Source organism: Pseudomonas sp. Pseusp16 (assembly GCF_047324915.1).
Classification (GTDB): domain Bacteria; phylum Pseudomonadota; class Gammaproteobacteria; order Pseudomonadales; family Pseudomonadaceae; genus Aquipseudomonas; species Aquipseudomonas fluorescens_CD.
The window spans coordinates 993,509-1,009,400 of record NZ_CP168522.1; the positions used below are offsets into that span (position 1 = coordinate 993,509).

14 protein-coding genes are annotated in these 15,892 nt (G+C 61.5%); 5 read left to right on the plus strand and 9 right to left on the minus strand.

Annotation, left to right across the window (positions count from 1 at the left end):
* Positions 1-33 precede the first annotated feature (33 nt).
* Together ACEN8Q_RS04385 and ACEN8Q_RS04390 are read right to left on the minus strand one after the other, a co-directional pair.
* Positions 34-1,656: an MFS transporter gene (locus ACEN8Q_RS04385; protein WP_413427789.1), complete on the minus strand. Its 1,623-nt coding sequence runs from the start codon at positions 1,654-1,656 to the stop codon at positions 34-36.
* A gap of 215 nt (positions 1,657-1,871) precedes the next feature.
* Entirely contained in the window at positions 1,872-3,518 is a 1,647-nt protein-coding gene (locus ACEN8Q_RS04390; protein WP_413427790.1) for a GMC family oxidoreductase, read from the minus strand.
* A 132-nt stretch (positions 3,519-3,650) separates the two neighbouring features.
* On the opposite strand from ACEN8Q_RS04390, the gene ACEN8Q_RS04395 reads away from it, so the two are divergent.
* A complete protein-coding gene (locus ACEN8Q_RS04395; RefSeq protein ID WP_413427791.1) occupies positions 3,651-4,553 on the plus strand; it encodes a LysR family transcriptional regulator in 903 nt (300 codons plus the stop codon).
* Between the two features lie 105 nt (positions 4,554-4,658).
* Here ACEN8Q_RS04395 and ACEN8Q_RS04400 read toward each other — a convergent pair whose 3' ends face one another.
* Both ACEN8Q_RS04400 and ACEN8Q_RS04405 read right to left on the minus strand, forming a co-directional pair.
* On the minus strand, positions 4,659-5,756 hold the full coding sequence (locus ACEN8Q_RS04400; RefSeq protein ID WP_413704606.1) for a DNA alkylation repair protein: 1,098 nt from the start codon (positions 5,754-5,756) through the stop codon (positions 4,659-4,661).
* A gap of 160 nt (positions 5,757-5,916) precedes the next feature.
* The gene (locus ACEN8Q_RS04405; RefSeq protein ID WP_413427793.1) at positions 5,917-7,725 is read right to left on the minus strand and encodes a monovalent cation:proton antiporter-2 (CPA2) family protein; all 1,809 of its coding nucleotides are present in this window, start codon (positions 7,723-7,725) and stop codon (positions 5,917-5,919) included.
* A gap of 156 nt (positions 7,726-7,881) precedes the next feature.
* Between ACEN8Q_RS04405 and ACEN8Q_RS04410 the strand changes: the two genes are divergently transcribed.
* Complete coding sequence (locus ACEN8Q_RS04410) at positions 7,882-8,796, plus strand: LysR family transcriptional regulator (RefSeq protein WP_413427794.1); 915 nt, start codon at positions 7,882-7,884, stop codon at positions 8,794-8,796.
* Here the strand turns inward: ACEN8Q_RS04410 and ACEN8Q_RS04415 are convergent.
* The 4 genes from ACEN8Q_RS04415 to ACEN8Q_RS04430 form a co-directional block, all read right to left on the minus strand.
* Positions 8,786-9,562: a substrate-binding domain-containing protein gene (locus tag ACEN8Q_RS04415; RefSeq protein WP_413705468.1), complete on the minus strand. Its 777-nt coding sequence runs from the start codon at positions 9,560-9,562 to the stop codon at positions 8,786-8,788. The two genes, ACEN8Q_RS04410 and ACEN8Q_RS04415, sit on opposite strands and share 11 nt — an antisense overlap.
* A gap of 26 nt (positions 9,563-9,588) precedes the next feature.
* Positions 9,589-10,893 carry an MFS transporter gene (locus ACEN8Q_RS04420; protein ID WP_413427795.1) on the minus strand — a complete coding sequence of 435 codons (1,305 nt, stop codon included), beginning with the start codon at positions 10,891-10,893 and terminating at the stop codon, positions 9,589-9,591.
* A gap of 184 nt (positions 10,894-11,077) precedes the next feature.
* A complete protein-coding gene (locus tag ACEN8Q_RS04425) occupies positions 11,078-11,683 on the minus strand; it encodes a DJ-1/PfpI family protein (protein ID WP_413427796.1) in 606 nt (201 codons plus the stop codon).
* A gap of 120 nt (positions 11,684-11,803) precedes the next feature.
* The gene (locus tag ACEN8Q_RS04430) at positions 11,804-12,877 is read right to left on the minus strand and encodes a diguanylate cyclase domain-containing protein (RefSeq protein WP_413427797.1); all 1,074 of its coding nucleotides are present in this window, start codon (positions 12,875-12,877) and stop codon (positions 11,804-11,806) included.
* 173 nt (positions 12,878-13,050) lie between these two features.
* On the opposite strand from ACEN8Q_RS04430, the gene ACEN8Q_RS04435 reads away from it, so the two are divergent.
* A complete protein-coding gene (locus tag ACEN8Q_RS04435) occupies positions 13,051-13,389 on the plus strand; it encodes an FKBP-type peptidyl-prolyl cis-trans isomerase (protein ID WP_413427798.1) in 339 nt (112 codons plus the stop codon).
* 3 nt (positions 13,390-13,392) lie between these two features.
* Here ACEN8Q_RS04435 and ACEN8Q_RS04440 read toward each other — a convergent pair whose 3' ends face one another.
* A complete protein-coding gene (locus tag ACEN8Q_RS04440) occupies positions 13,393-14,424 on the minus strand; it encodes a D-cysteine desulfhydrase family protein (RefSeq protein ID WP_413427808.1) in 1,032 nt (343 codons plus the stop codon).
* A 222-nt stretch (positions 14,425-14,646) separates the two neighbouring features.
* Between ACEN8Q_RS04440 and ACEN8Q_RS04445 the strand changes: the two genes are divergently transcribed.
* Positions 14,647-14,922: a metal/formaldehyde-sensitive transcriptional repressor gene (locus tag ACEN8Q_RS04445; RefSeq protein ID WP_046037323.1), complete on the plus strand. Its 276-nt coding sequence runs from the start codon at positions 14,647-14,649 to the stop codon at positions 14,920-14,922.
* 13 nt (positions 14,923-14,935) lie between these two features.
* Complete coding sequence (gene dmeF, locus ACEN8Q_RS04450) at positions 14,936-15,868, plus strand: CDF family Co(II)/Ni(II) efflux transporter DmeF (RefSeq protein ID WP_413427799.1); 933 nt, start codon at positions 14,936-14,938, stop codon at positions 15,866-15,868.
* The last annotated feature ends 24 nt before the right edge of the window (positions 15,869-15,892 follow it).

The window sequence follows — 15,892 nt, forward strand, 5'->3', positions numbered from 1 at the left end:
TCGCTCCCCCCCTCAGGTTGTTACTGGCTAGTCTCAGTTTTTGTCGAGATCCACGTTACGGGTCTCACGCAGGAAAATCATCCCCACCACCAGGCTCACCCCGGTGATCACCACCGGATACCACAGCCCGTAGAAGATGTCCCCGGTGTATACCACCAACGCGAACGACACCGTCGGGAGGAACCCGCCGAACCAGCCGTTGCCGATGTGGTAGGGCAGGGACATCGAGGTGTAGCGGATGCGGGTCGGGAACAGTTCGACCATCAACGCCGCCAGCGGGCCGTAGCACATCGCGGAGATGATGATCAGCGCAACGATCAGCGCGACTATCATCGGCTTGTTGATCTGCTGCATGTCCGCCTGTTGCGGGTAACCGGCGAGGGTCACGGCACCGCGCAGGGCGGCTTCGTCGAAACCATCGATCTTCACGTCACCGACGCTCACCTGCACGCCACTGCCGGCCGGTGCGACAGCACTGCTGTACGGCAAGCCCTGCTTGACCAGGAAGGTCTTGACCTTGTCGCACGGGCTGTCGAATTTCGCCTTGCCCACCGGGTCGAACTGGAAGGTGCAGGTGGCCGGGTCGGCCATCACGGTGATCGGTGCCTGGCGGCTGGCCTGGTCGATGGCCGGGTTGGCGTAGTGGGCCAGGGTCTTGAAGATCGGGAAGTACAGCGCGGTGGCCAGCAGCAGGCCGATCATCAGCACCGGTTTACGCCCGACCTTGTCCGACAGCCAGCCAAAGAAAATGAAGAAGGGGGCGCCGATGGTCACGCTGACAATCAGCAAGCCGTTGGCCACCGCCGGGTCCATTTTCAGGAACTGGGTGAGGAAAAACAGCACGTAAAATTGCGCGGCGTAGAAGGTCACCGCTTGCCCGGCATTGATGCTGAACAGGGCGATCAGCACCACTTTGAGGTTTTCCCACTTGCCGAAGGAGTCGCGAATCGGCTGTTTGCACAGCTTGCCTTCCTCTTTCATTTTCACGAAGGCCGGCGATTCGTGCAGGCTCAGGCGAATCCAGGTCGAGATGCCCAGCAGCACGATGGAAAACAGGAACGGAATGCGCCAGCCCCAGACTTCGAACTGATCGCCGGTGAAGTAGCGGCAGCCCAGCACCACCAGCAGCGAGAGCAGCAGGCCCAGGGTCGCGGTGGATTGAATCCAGCTGGTGTGGAAGCCACGCTTGCCGATGGGCGCGTGCTCGGCGACATAAGTCGCGGCGCCGCCGTATTCACCGCCCAGGGCCAGGCCCTGGAGCATGCGCAACACCACCAGGATGATCGGCGCGGCGATGCCGATGCTGGCGTAGGTCGGCAGCAGCCCGACACAGAACGTCGCCAGGCCCATGAGGACGATGGTGGCGAGAAAGGTGTACTTGCGTCCGATCATGTCCCCCAATCGACCGAACACCAACGCGCCGAACGGCCGCACGATGAAGCCGGCGGCGAAGGCCATCAGCGCAAAGATGAACGCCGTGGTGTCGTTGACCCCGGCAAAAAACTGCTTGCTGATCACCGCCGCGAGGGCGCCATAGAGGAAAAAGTCGTACCACTCGAAGACCGTCCCGAGGGACGAGGCGAAGATGACTTTCTGGGTTTCCTGACTGGTCCCCGCGCTACGCACGGCTTCCAGGGATTGAACGTGTTCTGACATACCGGTATCCCTCACAGTGATTGTTTTTGTTGTTCCACTGTCGGCGCCGGCCTTGTGGGCGGGTGCCGCTACTGCGATGTATCAGGTGTATCCGCTACCTGTAGGAGCGAGCCTGCTCGCGATGGTCGTCAACGATAACGCTGTAAACCTGACACCCACGTGCGCTCTCAGGTTCATCACGAGCAAGCTCGCTCCTACAGGGGGGGCGTAAGGATTCAGGGGTGTGCGATCAGTTCCATTGTCGGTGTGATGCTCCTTGTGGCGGGGTTGAGGATCAATTGTGCAGCCTTCTCGGCAATCATCAGCGTCGGCGAGCAGGTGTTGCCCGAGGTGATGCGCGGCATGATCGAGGCATCGGCAATGCGCAGGCCGGGGATGCCATGGACCTTGAGTTGCGCATCGACCACGGCGTCGGCGTCGTTGCCCATGCGGCAGGTGCCCACCGGGTGGAAAATCGTGGTGCCGATCCGCGCGGCGGCTTCGTGCAGTTGTTCTTCGCTTTGCAGGCTGTCGCCGGGCAGGTATTCCACCGGGTTGAAGGGGCGCAGGGCCGGCGCGCTGACGATGCGCCGGGTCAGGCGAATGGCGTCGGCGGCCACCCGCAGGTCTTGCGGGTGGCTGAGGTAGTTGGGCTGGATCAGTGGTGCGTCCTGCGGGTTGGCCGAGCGGATGTCTACCCGGCCACGGCTTTGCGGGCGCAAATCACAGACCGAGGCGGTGAACGCCGGGAACGCATGCAGCGGTTCGCCAAAGCGCTCCAGCGACAGCGGTTGTACGTGATACTCGAGGTTGGCCGAAGTCTGTTCCGGCCCCGAGCGGGCAAAGGCGCCCAACTGGCTCGGCGCCATGGACAGCGGGCCGCTGCGGTCATACAGGTAGCGCAGGCCCATGCCCAGCTTGCCCCACAGGCTGCCGGCAATCTGGTTCAGGGTGCGGGCATTTTCCAGCTTGTAGATCAGCCGCAGTTGCAGGTGATCCTGCAAATTGCCACCGACACCGGTTAGCTCATGGGTGACGCCGATGCCCAGCCGCTCCAGCAGCGGACGCGGGCCGATACCGGAACGCTGCAGGATGCCTGGCGAACCGACCGAGCCGGCACAGAGGACGATCTCCTTGCGGGCCTTGAAGGTTTTCGCCTGGCCTTGCCAGCGGGCGCTGACCGCCGAGGCGCGGCCATTGTCCAGCAGCACGCGGTCGACTTCGACCCCGGTCAGTACGGTGAGATTGGGACGCTGGCGCACCGGCTTGAGAAAAGCCTTGGCCGCGTTCCAGCGGACGCCGGCCTTCTGATTGACCTGGAAGTAGCCGCAACCTTCGTTGTCGCCCTGGTTGAAGTCATCGATACTGGCGATGCCGCTTTGTTCGGCGGCACTGCGGAAGGCGTCGAGAATCGGCCACGACAGGCGCTGGCGTTCGACTCGCCATTCGCCCGCGGCGCCGTGGAATTCGGCGGCGCCGGCAAAGTGGTTTTCGCTCTGCTTGAACAGCGGCAACACGTCTTGCCAGCTCCAGCCGGGGTTGCCGTCGGCGGCCCAGCGATCGTAGTCAGCGGCCTGGCCGCGCATGTAGATCATGCCGTTGATGGAGGAGCAGCCCCCCAGCACCTTGCCGCGCGGATAGCTCAGGGCGCGACCTTGCAGGCCAGGTTGCGCTTCGGTCTTGAAGCACCAGTCGGTGCGCGGGTTGCCGATGCAGTACAGGTAGCCCACGGGGATGTGTATCCACGCATAGTTATCGCGGCCGCCAGCCTCGAGCAGCAGCACGCGATGTTGCGCATTGGCCGACAGTCGATTGGCCAGCAGACACCCGGCCGGCCCGGCCCCGACCACGATGTAATCGAACTCATCAAGGGAAGTCTGCATCCCTGACCTCGTTTTGTTGTTCTTGTTGTCTGTCATCCTAGTTGTTAGCTTTCGTCAAAAGAATGTTAGTTTTTGCGCAGCCGCTGTGCGTTTTTAAACAGCATCCCGAACGGCAACGAACAAGGACGATTCATGTTCGACTGGAATGACCTGCGGTTTTTTCTCGAATTGCAGCGCAGCGGGCGTTTGCTCACGGCCGCCCGCCGCCTGAACACCACCCATGCCACCGTGGCGCGGCACATCGAGGCCATCGAAAAGAGCCTCGGCACGGCGTTGTTCGTTCAGCATGCCCAGGGATATGAGATGACCCCGGCTGGCGAGGCATTGCTTAAACACGCCGAAGCGATGGAGAACGTGGCGCTGCTGGCCCAGGAGGAAATCACCCAATCCACCGCGCCGTTGGGCAAGATCCGCGTCGGGGTGACCGAAGGCCTGGGCATCATGTTCCTCGCCAGTCGCATGAACGGCTTGTTCGAGCGCTATCCGGGGCTGGAAGTGGAGCTGGTGGCGGTGCCGCGTTTTGTCAGCATCCTCAACCGCGAGGCGGAAATCAGCATCCACCTTGAGCGCCCGGCCGCCGACATGCTGGTCACGCGCAAGCTCACCGATTATCGCCTGGCGCTCTACGCCAGCCAGGACTATCTCGACCGTTCGCCGCCGTTGCGCAGTCGCGAAGACCTGGGGCGCCACGCCTGGATCGGCTACGTCGATGACTTGCTGTTCAGCCAGGAGCTGATGTTCCTCAACAGCTTCTGCCGCAACCCGCAGGTGGTGTTTCACAGTACCAGCGTGATTGCCCAGCAGCAGGCTGCGCGCTCGGGCCTGGGTATCGCGGTGCTGCCGTGCTACATGGCCAGTGCCGACCCGGACCTGGTGCCGCTGCTGCCGGACGAAAGCATCCAGCGCAGCTACTGGATCAGCACCCGCCGCGAATTGCACAAATCGGTGCGGCTGCGGGTGCTTTGGGATTATGTGGTGGAGTTGTGTGAGCGGGAGCAGGCATTACTGCTAGGGTCAAACTCCCAGGGTGCTTGAACGGACGCCTTCGCGAGCAAGCCCGCTCCCACATTGGAATGCGTCCTCCTGTGGGAGCGGGCTTGCTCGCGAAGGCGGCGGCACATCCAAAATAGATCTTATGGTTTAAGCAAGAATCTCGAACGCCGTGCTGGCCAGCCTTTCGCCATTGACCATGATGTGCACCGCATGGCGCCCCGCGTAATGCCGGCGGGTGGTGAGTTCCTTGATGTGCTGACCCCGGCTGACGGCTTCGCTGGCGTTGCCGGGCAGCGTCAGGGCCTTGAGCTTGAATACCTTCGCCGAGGTGCTGCCATTGGCCTTGACGTAATCGATGGCGTAGTCGATCACCAGGCGCTGACTGCTTTCAACGGTGGATTTGACGGCAAACGACAGGGTGATCTTTTCTCCCAGGCCAATCACCGGCGGTTCGACTTTCACATCGACGATCTCGACTTCAGGCTTGCCGCCCGCGCCGATGATCGCCAGTGCCCGCTGGTTGCCCTGTTTGATCAGGCTGCGCAGGGCGTGTTTGGCGATCCATGCGGTGTGCCTGTTGTCCAGTGACCAGCCTTCGATCAGGTCCAGCACCCATTCGGGATGATCCTTGGTGATGTCGTTGAGGTGATTGGCCACGGATTTGCGCACGTACAGGCTCGTGTCGGCCTTGAGGTTGTCGAGGATTTTCGCGGCGAGTTGCGGATCGGCCTGAACCGGCTCCAGCCGGAATGACCAGGGCAGGCGTGGCCGGCAGCCTTCACTGGCCAGGCGCCGCACATGCTCGTTGTCATCCAGCGACCAGGCGTGCATCAGCTTGAGCGAACGCTCGAGGTCGCTGCGCAGAAAATGGCGGATCGCGAATTCCGAGGAGCCGAAGGCGGTGAAGTACCTCAGGGCGTCCATCGACACCTCGAACGCATGGGCGCCATAAGTGGCGACATAGTGCGGCAGGCACATGCTGACGAAGCCGCTGTTGAGGCGCGGGGCGAGGGCGCGCAGCACCTTGAGTGACGCTTCGTAGTCCAGGGGCAGCACGGCGTGCAGGCATTCGCTGACCCGGGCCATGCGCTGCATGACGCTGAGGTCTGCGAGGCCGGTTTGGGCCAGCTTCAGGAAGCGCCTGGCCTCGAATGCGGGATAGACCGCGGTCATCTCGGAGGCGATGTGCCTGAGGCGTTCGGTGTTGAAGATTTCTTTGAGGGCGGGGGCAGGTTGGTCAGCCATGCTGGTTCCTTTGAAATTGTGGTTATTCCATCACACCGCGTTATCGTTCTTCGCGAGCAAGCCCGCTCCCACAAGGGGGCTCTGTCAGGCTCAATATTTGTGAGCACCCAAGATCCAATGTGGGAGCGGGCTTGCTCGCGAAGGGGCCCTCAAATCCACCTCATTTTGTGCCCACCTGCTCCTGCAGCTGATCCGACTCAAACAACTTCGCCAGTTCGACTCGCGCTTCCTTTGCCGTCTGCATCACTTTCGCGGCGTCGTCATACACCGCATGCTGGGCCTCGAGCACCTCTTCGTCGTGCTGCTTGAAGCGCTTGATCCGCGCATCCGCCTGGGCCTGGGTCAATCCCAACCCGATCAGGGTTTTGCGGCTCATTTCCAGGCTCGAATGAAAGGTTTCGCGCACGGCATGAGCGCCGACGTCCATCAGCCGGTGCACATGCTGACGGTTGCGGGCGCGGGCGATGATTTTCATATGCGGGTAGAGCTTGTGCACCAGCTCGGCGGTCTTGATGTTGGTGTCCGGGTCGTCGGTGGCGATTACGAAAAACTCGGCTTCCCCGACCTTGGCCGCGCTGAGGATCTCCGGGCGCATCGGGTCGCCGTAGAACACCGGCACACCACCAAAGCTGCGGGACAGCTCGATGGTTTCCACCGAGGTGTCGAGGGCCACGAACTTGATGTTCTGTGCGCGCAGGATCCGCGCAACGATCTGGCCCATGCGGCCCATGCCGGCGATCACCACCCGTGGTGCGTCGGTGTCGATTTCGCGGAACTTCTCCGGCACTTCCACCGGTTGCACTTTCGGGCTGACCAGCCGTGCGCAAACCAGTAGCAACAACGGCGTCACAGCCATGGACAAGGTGATGGTCAACACCAGCAAGTCATACAGTTCTGCCGCGAACAGCCCGTGATCGCGACCGATCTTGAACACTACGAAGGCAAATTCACCACCGGCCGCCAACACGATACCCAGGCGGATCGCACTGACCTTCTTCAAGCCGCCGGCCAGTCGACCGACGACAAACAGCAGCGGCAGTTTGATCGCGATCAGCAACAGGGTCAGGCCCAGCACCGCGACCGGCATGCTCAGCAACAGGCTCAGGTTCGCGCCCATGCCGACGCTGATGAAAAACAGCCCGAGCAACAGGCCCTTGAACGGTTCGATCTGGGCTTCCAGTTCATGGCGATACTCGGAGTCCGCCAGCAGCAGGCCGGCGAGGAATGCGCCCAGGGCCATGGAAATACCGGCCAGTTCCATCAGCCATGCGGTGCCGATCACCACCAGCAACGCCGTGGCGGTGGAGACCTCCGGCAACGCGGTTTTGGTCACTATGCGAAACACCGGCCGCAGCAGATAGCGCCCGCCGATCACCACCACGGCGATGCTGACCAGCACTTGCAGGCCATGGTTCAGGTCTTCGCCGGCAGTGGTGGGCTGATCGCCGCCGGCCAGCAACGGCACCATGGCGATCAACGGGATTGCAGCGATGTCCTGGAACAACAGAATCGCGAACGCCAGCCGCCCGTGGGGGCTGGTCAGTTCCTTGCGTTCAGCCAGGCTTTGCAGGCCGAATGCCGTGGACGACAGCGCCAGGCCCAGGCCCAGGACGATCGCGGTGTTCAATGGCTGGCCGAAGATCCACAGCGCCACCGCGCCAATCACCGAGCCGGTCAGCAACACTTGCGCCAGACCCACGCCGAACACTGATTTACGCATGACCCACAAGCGTCGTGGCGACAGCTCCAGGCCGATGATGAACAGCAGCAACACCACGCCGAGTTCGGAAATGTGCGCGACGCTTTGCGGGTTGTCGATCAGGCCCAGCACCGATGGGCCGATGATCACACCGGCAAACAGATAACCCAGGACCGCCCCCAGTTGCAGGCGCTTGGCCAACGGAACGATGAGCACGGCCGCCAACAGGAACACGACAGCGGCTTGTAGCAGGTTGCCTTCATGGGGCATGAGAAAACTCCAGAACTCGGTACAACGGGGAAGACAAGAATAAAGGCTGAGCCCTTCGACGTCAGCAAAGCGCCCGGGTTCAGATGTCACAATTTGCATTAATTAGTTACATTTATAGAATTAGCTGATCAATCAGCTTCGTTTCCGAGCAACTCCATGGCAATCAACTTCGACCTCAATGACCTGCAAGCCTTCCGTGCCGTGGTCGAGCAGGGCAGCTTCCGCAAGGCGGCCGATTCCGTGCGGATATCCCAGCCAGCCTTGAGCCGGCGGATTGAAAAGCTCGAAGACGCCCTGGGCGTGAAGCTGTTTGAGCGCACCACGCGCAAGGTCAGCCTGACCCAGGCCGGACGGGGTTTCATGCCCAGCGTCGAACGCCTTCTGGACGATCTGGACGTGGCATTGCTGGGCATCAGCGAAGTCGCTTCGACCCGGCTCGGTCACGTCACAGTCGCCTGTGTACCCTCGGCGGCTTACTACTTCATGCCGCGGGTGATCGCGCACTATCATCGGCAGTTTCCGAAGATCAAGGTCAAGGTGCTGGACTCCAGCGCCCACGAGGTGTTGAGCGCGGTAGTCAATGGCGAAGCGGATTTCGGCCTGAGTTTCATGGGCACGCTGGAAGCCGAAGTGGATTTCGAGCCCTTGGTGCAAGAGGGGTATGTAGTGGCGTGCCGGCGCGATCATCCGCTGGCGGGGCGAAGCAGCGTCACCTGGAACGAGTTCTACCGGCAGGATTACATCTCGCTGGATAAAACCTCGGGCAATCGCTTTCTGCTGGATCAGGCGTTGACCGGCGTGGTGCCGCAGCGGCCGAGTATCTGCGAAACCCGCCACGTGACCACCATGATCGGTCTGGTGGAGGCCGGGTTGGGTGTGGCAGCGGTGCCGTTGATGGCGATGCCGGCAGCGGATCACCCGATCCTGACGCGGGTGCCATTGACTGATCCGCAAGTGATGCGCAGCGTCGGTCTGATCAAGCGCCGGGGGCGAACCCTGACCCCGGCGGCACTTGAACTGGAACGACTGGTGGTGGAGATGAAAGTCCTGCAGCCGTCGGTCAGCGACTGACCGAGTCCAGTCCGGTCGCTTTTACGTCCGGTTGAGCCTGGGCCGAAGCCATGTATTCCAGCAGGGCTTTGGCTTCGACCGGGTGCTGTGCACCTACCGGGATACCGGCGGCAAACCGGGTCACCGACTGCACTGACTCCGGAATCTTCGCCACGAAACTCACCCCCGGCACCGGCAATAACTCGCTGACTTGCTGGAAGCCCAGTTGATAATCGCCAGTGGCAACCACCGAGCCCACGGGGACTTTCGGAACCATGGTCGACTTGGGCTTGAGTTGGTCTTCGATACCCAGGCGTTTGAACAGCTGCTGTTCGATGTACACGCCGCTGGCGCTGTCGGAGTAGGCCACTGATTCAGCCTCGAGCAGCGTCTTTTTCAGGCCCTCGACGTTGCTGATATCCGGTTTCGGTGCCCCTTCGCGCACGACCAGGCCAATGCGCGAATCTGCCAGTTCGACTCTTGAAGCGGGATCGACTTTGCCTTGTTTGATCAGATCGTCCAGTGCGTAGCCGACCATGATCACCACATCGGCTTGCTCTCCGCGGGCCAGGCGATTGGGAATCGCCTCTGGCGCCTTGCCCATGGATGGACCGAGTGCGGTGTCGAGGGTGTTGCCGGTGGCGGCGGTGAACTTCGGGCCGAGGATCTTGTAGGCCGCAGTGAAGCCGCCGGAGGTCATCACACGGATCTCTTCAGCCCGGGCAATGCCGCTCAAGCCCAGGCTGGCCACCAACGCGAGGGCGGCCAGATTGAACAGTTTTTTCATGGTCATGTTCTCGATAAAGGGCAGGTTCACGACGCAACCGCTTGCAGTCGATTCGAGGCTCGGCGATAGAGCATGAGCGTCGCGCACAACGCGCACAGTGCTGCAAAGCTCATCCAGTAACCCGGCGCAGCCTTGTCGCCGGTGTACTGGATCAGCAAGGTCGATATTGCCGGAGTGAACCCGCCGAACACGGCCGTGGCCAGGCTGTATGCCAGCGAGAACCCGGCGACTCGCACTTCCACGGGCATGATTTCCGTCAGCGCCGGGATCATCGCGCCGTTGTACAGGCCGTAGATGAACGACAGCCACAGCAAGACCAACAGCATGTGGATGAAGCTGGGCGCGTTGACCAGAAAGGTCAGTGCCGGGTAGGTGGTGGCGATGGCCAGCAAGGCCATGACGATCAACACCGGGCGTCGACCGATACGGTCCGAGAGAGCACCGCCAATCGGCAGCCAGATGAAATTGGAAACGCCGACCAGCAACGTCACCAACAGCGCATCGGACGTGCTCAGCTGCAGCACGGTTTTACCGAAGGTCGGTGCGTACACCGTGATCAGGTAGAACGCGGTGGTGGTCAGGGCGACCATCATCATGCCCGCGAACACGATCAGCCAGTTTTGCCCCAGGGTGCGGAACACTTCACCCATGTTCGGACGGTGTTTACGGGTGGCGAACTCTTCGGTTTCTTCCAGGTTGCGGCGCAGCAGGAAGATGAATGGCACGATCATGCAGCCGACGAAAAACGGAATCCGCCAGCCCCAATCGGCAATCACACCCGGTGCCATCCACTGGTTCAAGGCATAGCCCAGCGCGGCGGCGACAATGATTGCCACTTGCTGGCTACCCGACTGCCAACTGGTAAAGAAGCCCTTGTGGCCGGGTGTGGCGATTTCGGCGAGATACACCGACACGCCACCCAACTCCGCACCGGCGGAAAAGCCCTGCAGCAGCCGCCCGATCAGCACCAGGGCCGGGGCGAACAAACCGATGGATTCGTAACCGGGCACCAGCACAATCAGGATGGTGCCGCTGGCCATGATCGACAAGGTCACGATCAACCCTTTGCGTCGACCCACATCATCGATGTAGGCACCCAGCACCACGGCGCCCAACGGGCGCATCAAAAAGCCTGCACCGAACACGGCGAAGGTCATCATCAGCGAGGCGAATTCGCTGCTGGCCGGGAAGAACACGGCGGCGATCTGCGTGGCATAGAAACCAAAAAGGAAGAAGTCGAACTGTTCGAGGAAGTTGCCAGAGGTGACCCGGAAGATTGCGTTGGCCCGGGAGCGACCGGTAGTCGCAGGCCGTTGGATTGATGCTGTCATTGACGTGTACTCCACCGCTTTTATGACGTGCTCCGGCTGGACGCGGCGCACGGTTCTTATTGGGGCGGATAGTGGAGCAGGGGCATCGATATGTTAATTGCATTGTTGGCATGCATTGATGCGCGAAGTGGATCAATGCATCCGGGGACAAGGCCGATACTGCGTCAGGCTGGATGGCTACCGATCAAATAAACGCCTCGATATGCCCCATCCCCCGGGCCACGTACTCATCCTTCTCACCCACAGGGGCGAAATTGTTCAGCACTTCCCGGGCGGTTTCGCGGCCTTTCAAACGGGCCAGGATCCAGGCCGCGAGGTATTGCGACGCCAGGCAGCCACCCGCGGTGGCAACGTTGCCGTTAGCGTAGAAGGCCTGGTTGACGACATTGACCCCGGCTTCCAGCACCCAGGGTTTGCTGATGGCATCGGTGCAGGCCGGGGCATCCCCGAGCAGGCCGAGTCTGGCCAGCAGGAAGGTGCCGGAACACTGGGCCGCCAGCAGCTGGCGTGCGGGATCGAATTGCAGTTGCTCCATGATCCCCGGGTTTGCGGCCACTTCCCGGGTCTTGCGGCCGCTGCCCACCAGCACCGCATCCGCCTGACAGGCCTCGGCGAGACCGATGTGCGCATCGATGCTCAAGCCATTCATCGACGTGACCCGCGCGGTCGGCGATGCGACGCTCACGCGCCAATCCTTGTCCCCGAGCAGGGAAACCCGGCTGAGCATGCCGTAGGCGATCAGCGAGTCCAGTTCATTGAAGCCGTCAAAGGTCAGGATGGCGATATGCATGGCGAACTCCGATGGTTTTTTGAGCAGCCTACCCGGGTGCCCCTCAACGTTGCCGGTACAGTTCGAGACATTATTATGATAACAGTCATGTAACGAAAGCAGGCACCCGCCGACATCGCGTTACTGGCTGTATGCCCGCACAACGCTCTCGGTGCCCAACCGATACTGGTTGTTCCCGCTGCGCTTGGCCTCATACATCGCCAGGTCGGCAATGTGCAGCAAGCGGTCAATGCTCGGTGCATGGTCGGGGAACATGGCGACGCCGAGGCTGGTGCCGATATGGCGCTGGTCGTTGCCGATGCTGACGGGCGGGGAGAGTTCGACGAAGATTTTCTGGCAGATGGTGCGCGCTTCGTCTTGCAGGCTTTTACCTTGGGGCAAGTCCTGGAGAATGACCACGAATTCGTCGCCACCGATCCGGGCGACGGTGTCGGTGCCGCGCAGAATGCGCTTGAGCCGCGTGGCGGTAGTGACCAGCACCCGATCGCCGGCCGCATGGCCATAGCGGTCGTTGATGGCCTTGAAGCCATTGAGATCGACAAATACCAGCGCCACCCGCGTAGCGCTGGCGCGCGCTTGTTCCAGCGCTTCGGACAGGCGCTCTTCGAGCACCAGGCGATTGGGCAGGCCGGTCAAAGGGTCGTAATGGGCCAGGTGCTTGAGGTAGTTGGCCGAGGCCTTTTCTTCGGTGATGTCGCGTACCACGCCCATCATCTTGATCGTTTCGTCGTGTTCATTCTTGACCACGTTTCCGGTTTCCCGCAGCCAGCGGATCGTCCCGTCGGGCCAGACCACGCGGTATTCCTCATCATGGTTTTCGCCGGTTTGCAGGCAACGCAGTTCGCCGGCCCGAACCCTGAGCCGGTCGTCCGGGTGCACGCAGGAGCAGAACAGGGCATAGGAGGGCGTCACTTCGCCGACCTTGAAGCCGAACATGCCGAAAATGGCTTCTGACCAGTACAGCCGGTCGGTGTCGACATCCCAATCCCAGGTACCGATACGAGCGAAATACTGGCTGCGCTTGAAGCGCTCGGCGTCGTCATCCTGGTGGATGTTCCGGCCTTCGGACAGGCTGTTGATGATCGCGCGATACTCTGCCAGTTGCTTTTGCAGCGAGCGCTCGCGCCAGACCAGCGCGACGATCAGGGTGAGCGTCATTGAGCCAAGGATGACGCTGGTCCAGAGCAGGATCATTCGGGGATGGCCATCAGAGCGGTGAACCGTACGGGTAGTAGTAGATTATTTTAGTTCAGCAAACAGCTTTGAACGCCGTGCGCGGAGGCGGCAATGGTTGCCAATCGAAGGTAAATCTGGGAAAACGGCGCCCATCAGGCCCTTTAGGGCGAGTGAGCATACGAGTGAATTCAATGAATGACGAGCTTCAGGTAATCGATCTCCAGCCGGGTGACGGAAAAGCCGCCGTAAAAGGCGCGCTGATCACCACCCAGTACCGTGGCTGGCTGGAGGACGGGACCGAATTCGATTCCTCCTACAGCCGTGGCAAACCCTTCCAGTGCGTGATCGGCACCGGGCGGGTCATCAAGGGCTGGGACCAGGGCATCATCGGAATGCAGGTCGGCGGCAAGCGCAAGTTGCTGGTGCCGGCGCACCTGGCCTATGGCGAGCGCACCATGGGCAAGATCACGCCGAATTCGAACCTGATCTTCGAAATTGAATTGCTGGAAGTGCTGACGCGGGATGATTGAGCGTCAGGCCTGAAAGGTTTCCCGGTACGCATACAGGCCGGGCGTTCCACCGGTCATGATGAACAGCACATTGTCCCCGGGGGCGAAGCGCCGCTGCTGCAGGTCGGCGAGCAATCCGGCAAACGCCTTGCCGGAGTACACCGGGTCGACCAGCAGGCCTTCGGCACGCGCCATCAGGCGTACCGCGTCCTGCATGGCGACGGTTGGCAGTCCATAGCCGGCACCCAACTGGCTGCCGTCAATCACCAGCTGGTCAGCCCGCACCTCGGCGCTGCTGTCCAGTAGTGCCAATGTCTCGCGGGTCAGTTGCAGGGTTCTCGCTGTTGATGATTCCTGGTCGGACAGCACCGAGAACGACTTGACCAGCGACGCGCCCCGGCCCAGCAATTGGAAACCCGCCGCCAGCCCGGCATGCGTGCCGGCGCTGCCGTTGGGTACCACCACTTGATTGAATGCGACTTGCAGTTCTGCCTCTTGCCGGGCGATTTCCCCTGCGCAGCTGGCATAGCCGAGGCTGCCCAGGGGCGTCGAGCCACCGGTTGGCAGCACCATGACCTTGTGCCCGGAGTCCCGAAGCTGCGCCGCCCTGGCCTCGGCTTTGGCCAGTGAGTCGGTGCCGCCGGCAAACACCTGCATCTGCGCGCCGAACAACTGGTCGAGCAGCACGTTGCCGTTGAGCTCGTAATCCACCTCGGCCTTGGCCACGGCCCGGGTCAGGAACAATTCGCAGGCGATGCCCAGCCGGGCGCACACGGCGGCAGTCAGGCGGGCATGATTGGACTGGATGCCGCCCACGGTAATGATCGTATCGACCCCGGCTTGCAGCGCCGCGCCTATATGGAATTCAAGCTTGCGCAGCTTGTTGCCGCCCGCGCCGATCAACATATGGTCGTCGCGTTTGAGGAATAGGCCGATACCCTGCTTGTCCAGGCCCAGCAGCTGTTCGAGTCGCGCGGCGCGCTGAATGGGGGTGGGACCTTGCAACAGGTCTGCCCGCGCGAAAACACTCAGTGCCTTGTCCAGTTGGGTTTGCATCAGTCGAGCCTCGTTGTTCACCATGATCCGGGTGACTCTATGGAGAAAGGCCGGCGGGATAAACGCACTGTCGGTCATGACTGTTTTAACCCGGTGTAACTAATCAGTCGGGCAGCAGGGGGATTGAGCCTGAACGTTTAGCGGCCAATCATCTGGTTGTGCCTTGCCAGGCTCCACTCTATTGGCGATCATAGGTGTCATATAGGGGTAGGGGGTATATGTATGTCACACATTCACGAACACAAAGATGACTTGATCAAGCGGGTGAGGCGCATTGCCGGTCAGGTGGAAGCCGTGGAGCGAGCGCTCGAGTCCGATGCCGATTGCGCCAAGACCCTGCATCTGGTGGCCGCCATCCGGGGGGCGGTCAATGGTCTGCTGGAGCAGTTCATCGACGCCCACGCCCGTGAGCACGTGGCCCATCCAGACCTGAGCGACGAAGAGCGCGCCCAGGGCGTGGAAGACTTGTTGCTGGCCATCCGTCGTTATGCCAAATAGAGGCCTGAATCCCATGACACTGACACCACAGGCTTCACGTTTTTCCCACGACCATGTGTTTCTCGGCGCCTCCCATGATGAAAACGCCCGCCGCACCTTATGGGTGGTGGCGCTGACGTTTGTGATGATGATTGGCGAAATTGCCGCCGGTTACATCACCGGTTCCATGGCGTTGCTGGCTGACGGCTTTCACATGGCCACCCACGCCGGGGCCTTGGGCATCGCTGCGGCGGCCTATGGGTTCGCGCGGCGCAATGCCAACAATGCGCGTTACAGCTTCGGCACCGGCAAGGTCGGGGATCTGGCGGGTTTTGCCTCGGCCATGGTGCTGGGACTGGTGGCGATCGGCATTGCCGGTGAGTCGGTTTTTCGCCTGTTTCAGCCCACCACAGTGGCATTCACCGAGGCGACAGTGATTGCGGTGGTGGGGCTGGCGGTGAACATTGTCAGCGCCTTTTTGCTGGCGGGCGACCACGGTCATCATGGCCACGATCATGGGCACAGTCATGATCACGGCCATCATCACCATCACGACAATAACCTGCGTTCAGCCTATGTCCATGTGTTGGCCGACGCCTTGACTTCGCTGCTGGCGATTGCCGCATTGCTGGCCGGGCGGTATCTGGGGTGGGTGTGGCTGGACCCGGTGATGGGTATCGTGGGCGCCATTGTCATCGCGAAATGGGCCGTTGGCTTGATGCGTGACAGCGCTGCGGTGTTGCTCGATGTCACGGATGCACAGGTTGCCGATGAGATTCGACAACTGCTCGAGTCGTCGGACGATGTGCGTATCAGCGATCTGCATGTGTGGCAGGTCGGCCCGCAGGCGCGGGCGGCGATTGTCAGCGTCGTGGCGACGGCCGATGTCAGTGCCGACGCCATTCGCGAACGGCTGGCGCCGGTCCATGAGCTGTCTCACCTGACCGTCGAATATCGCACTGCCTGAGCGGCTTTCAGGACGGGACCTTCG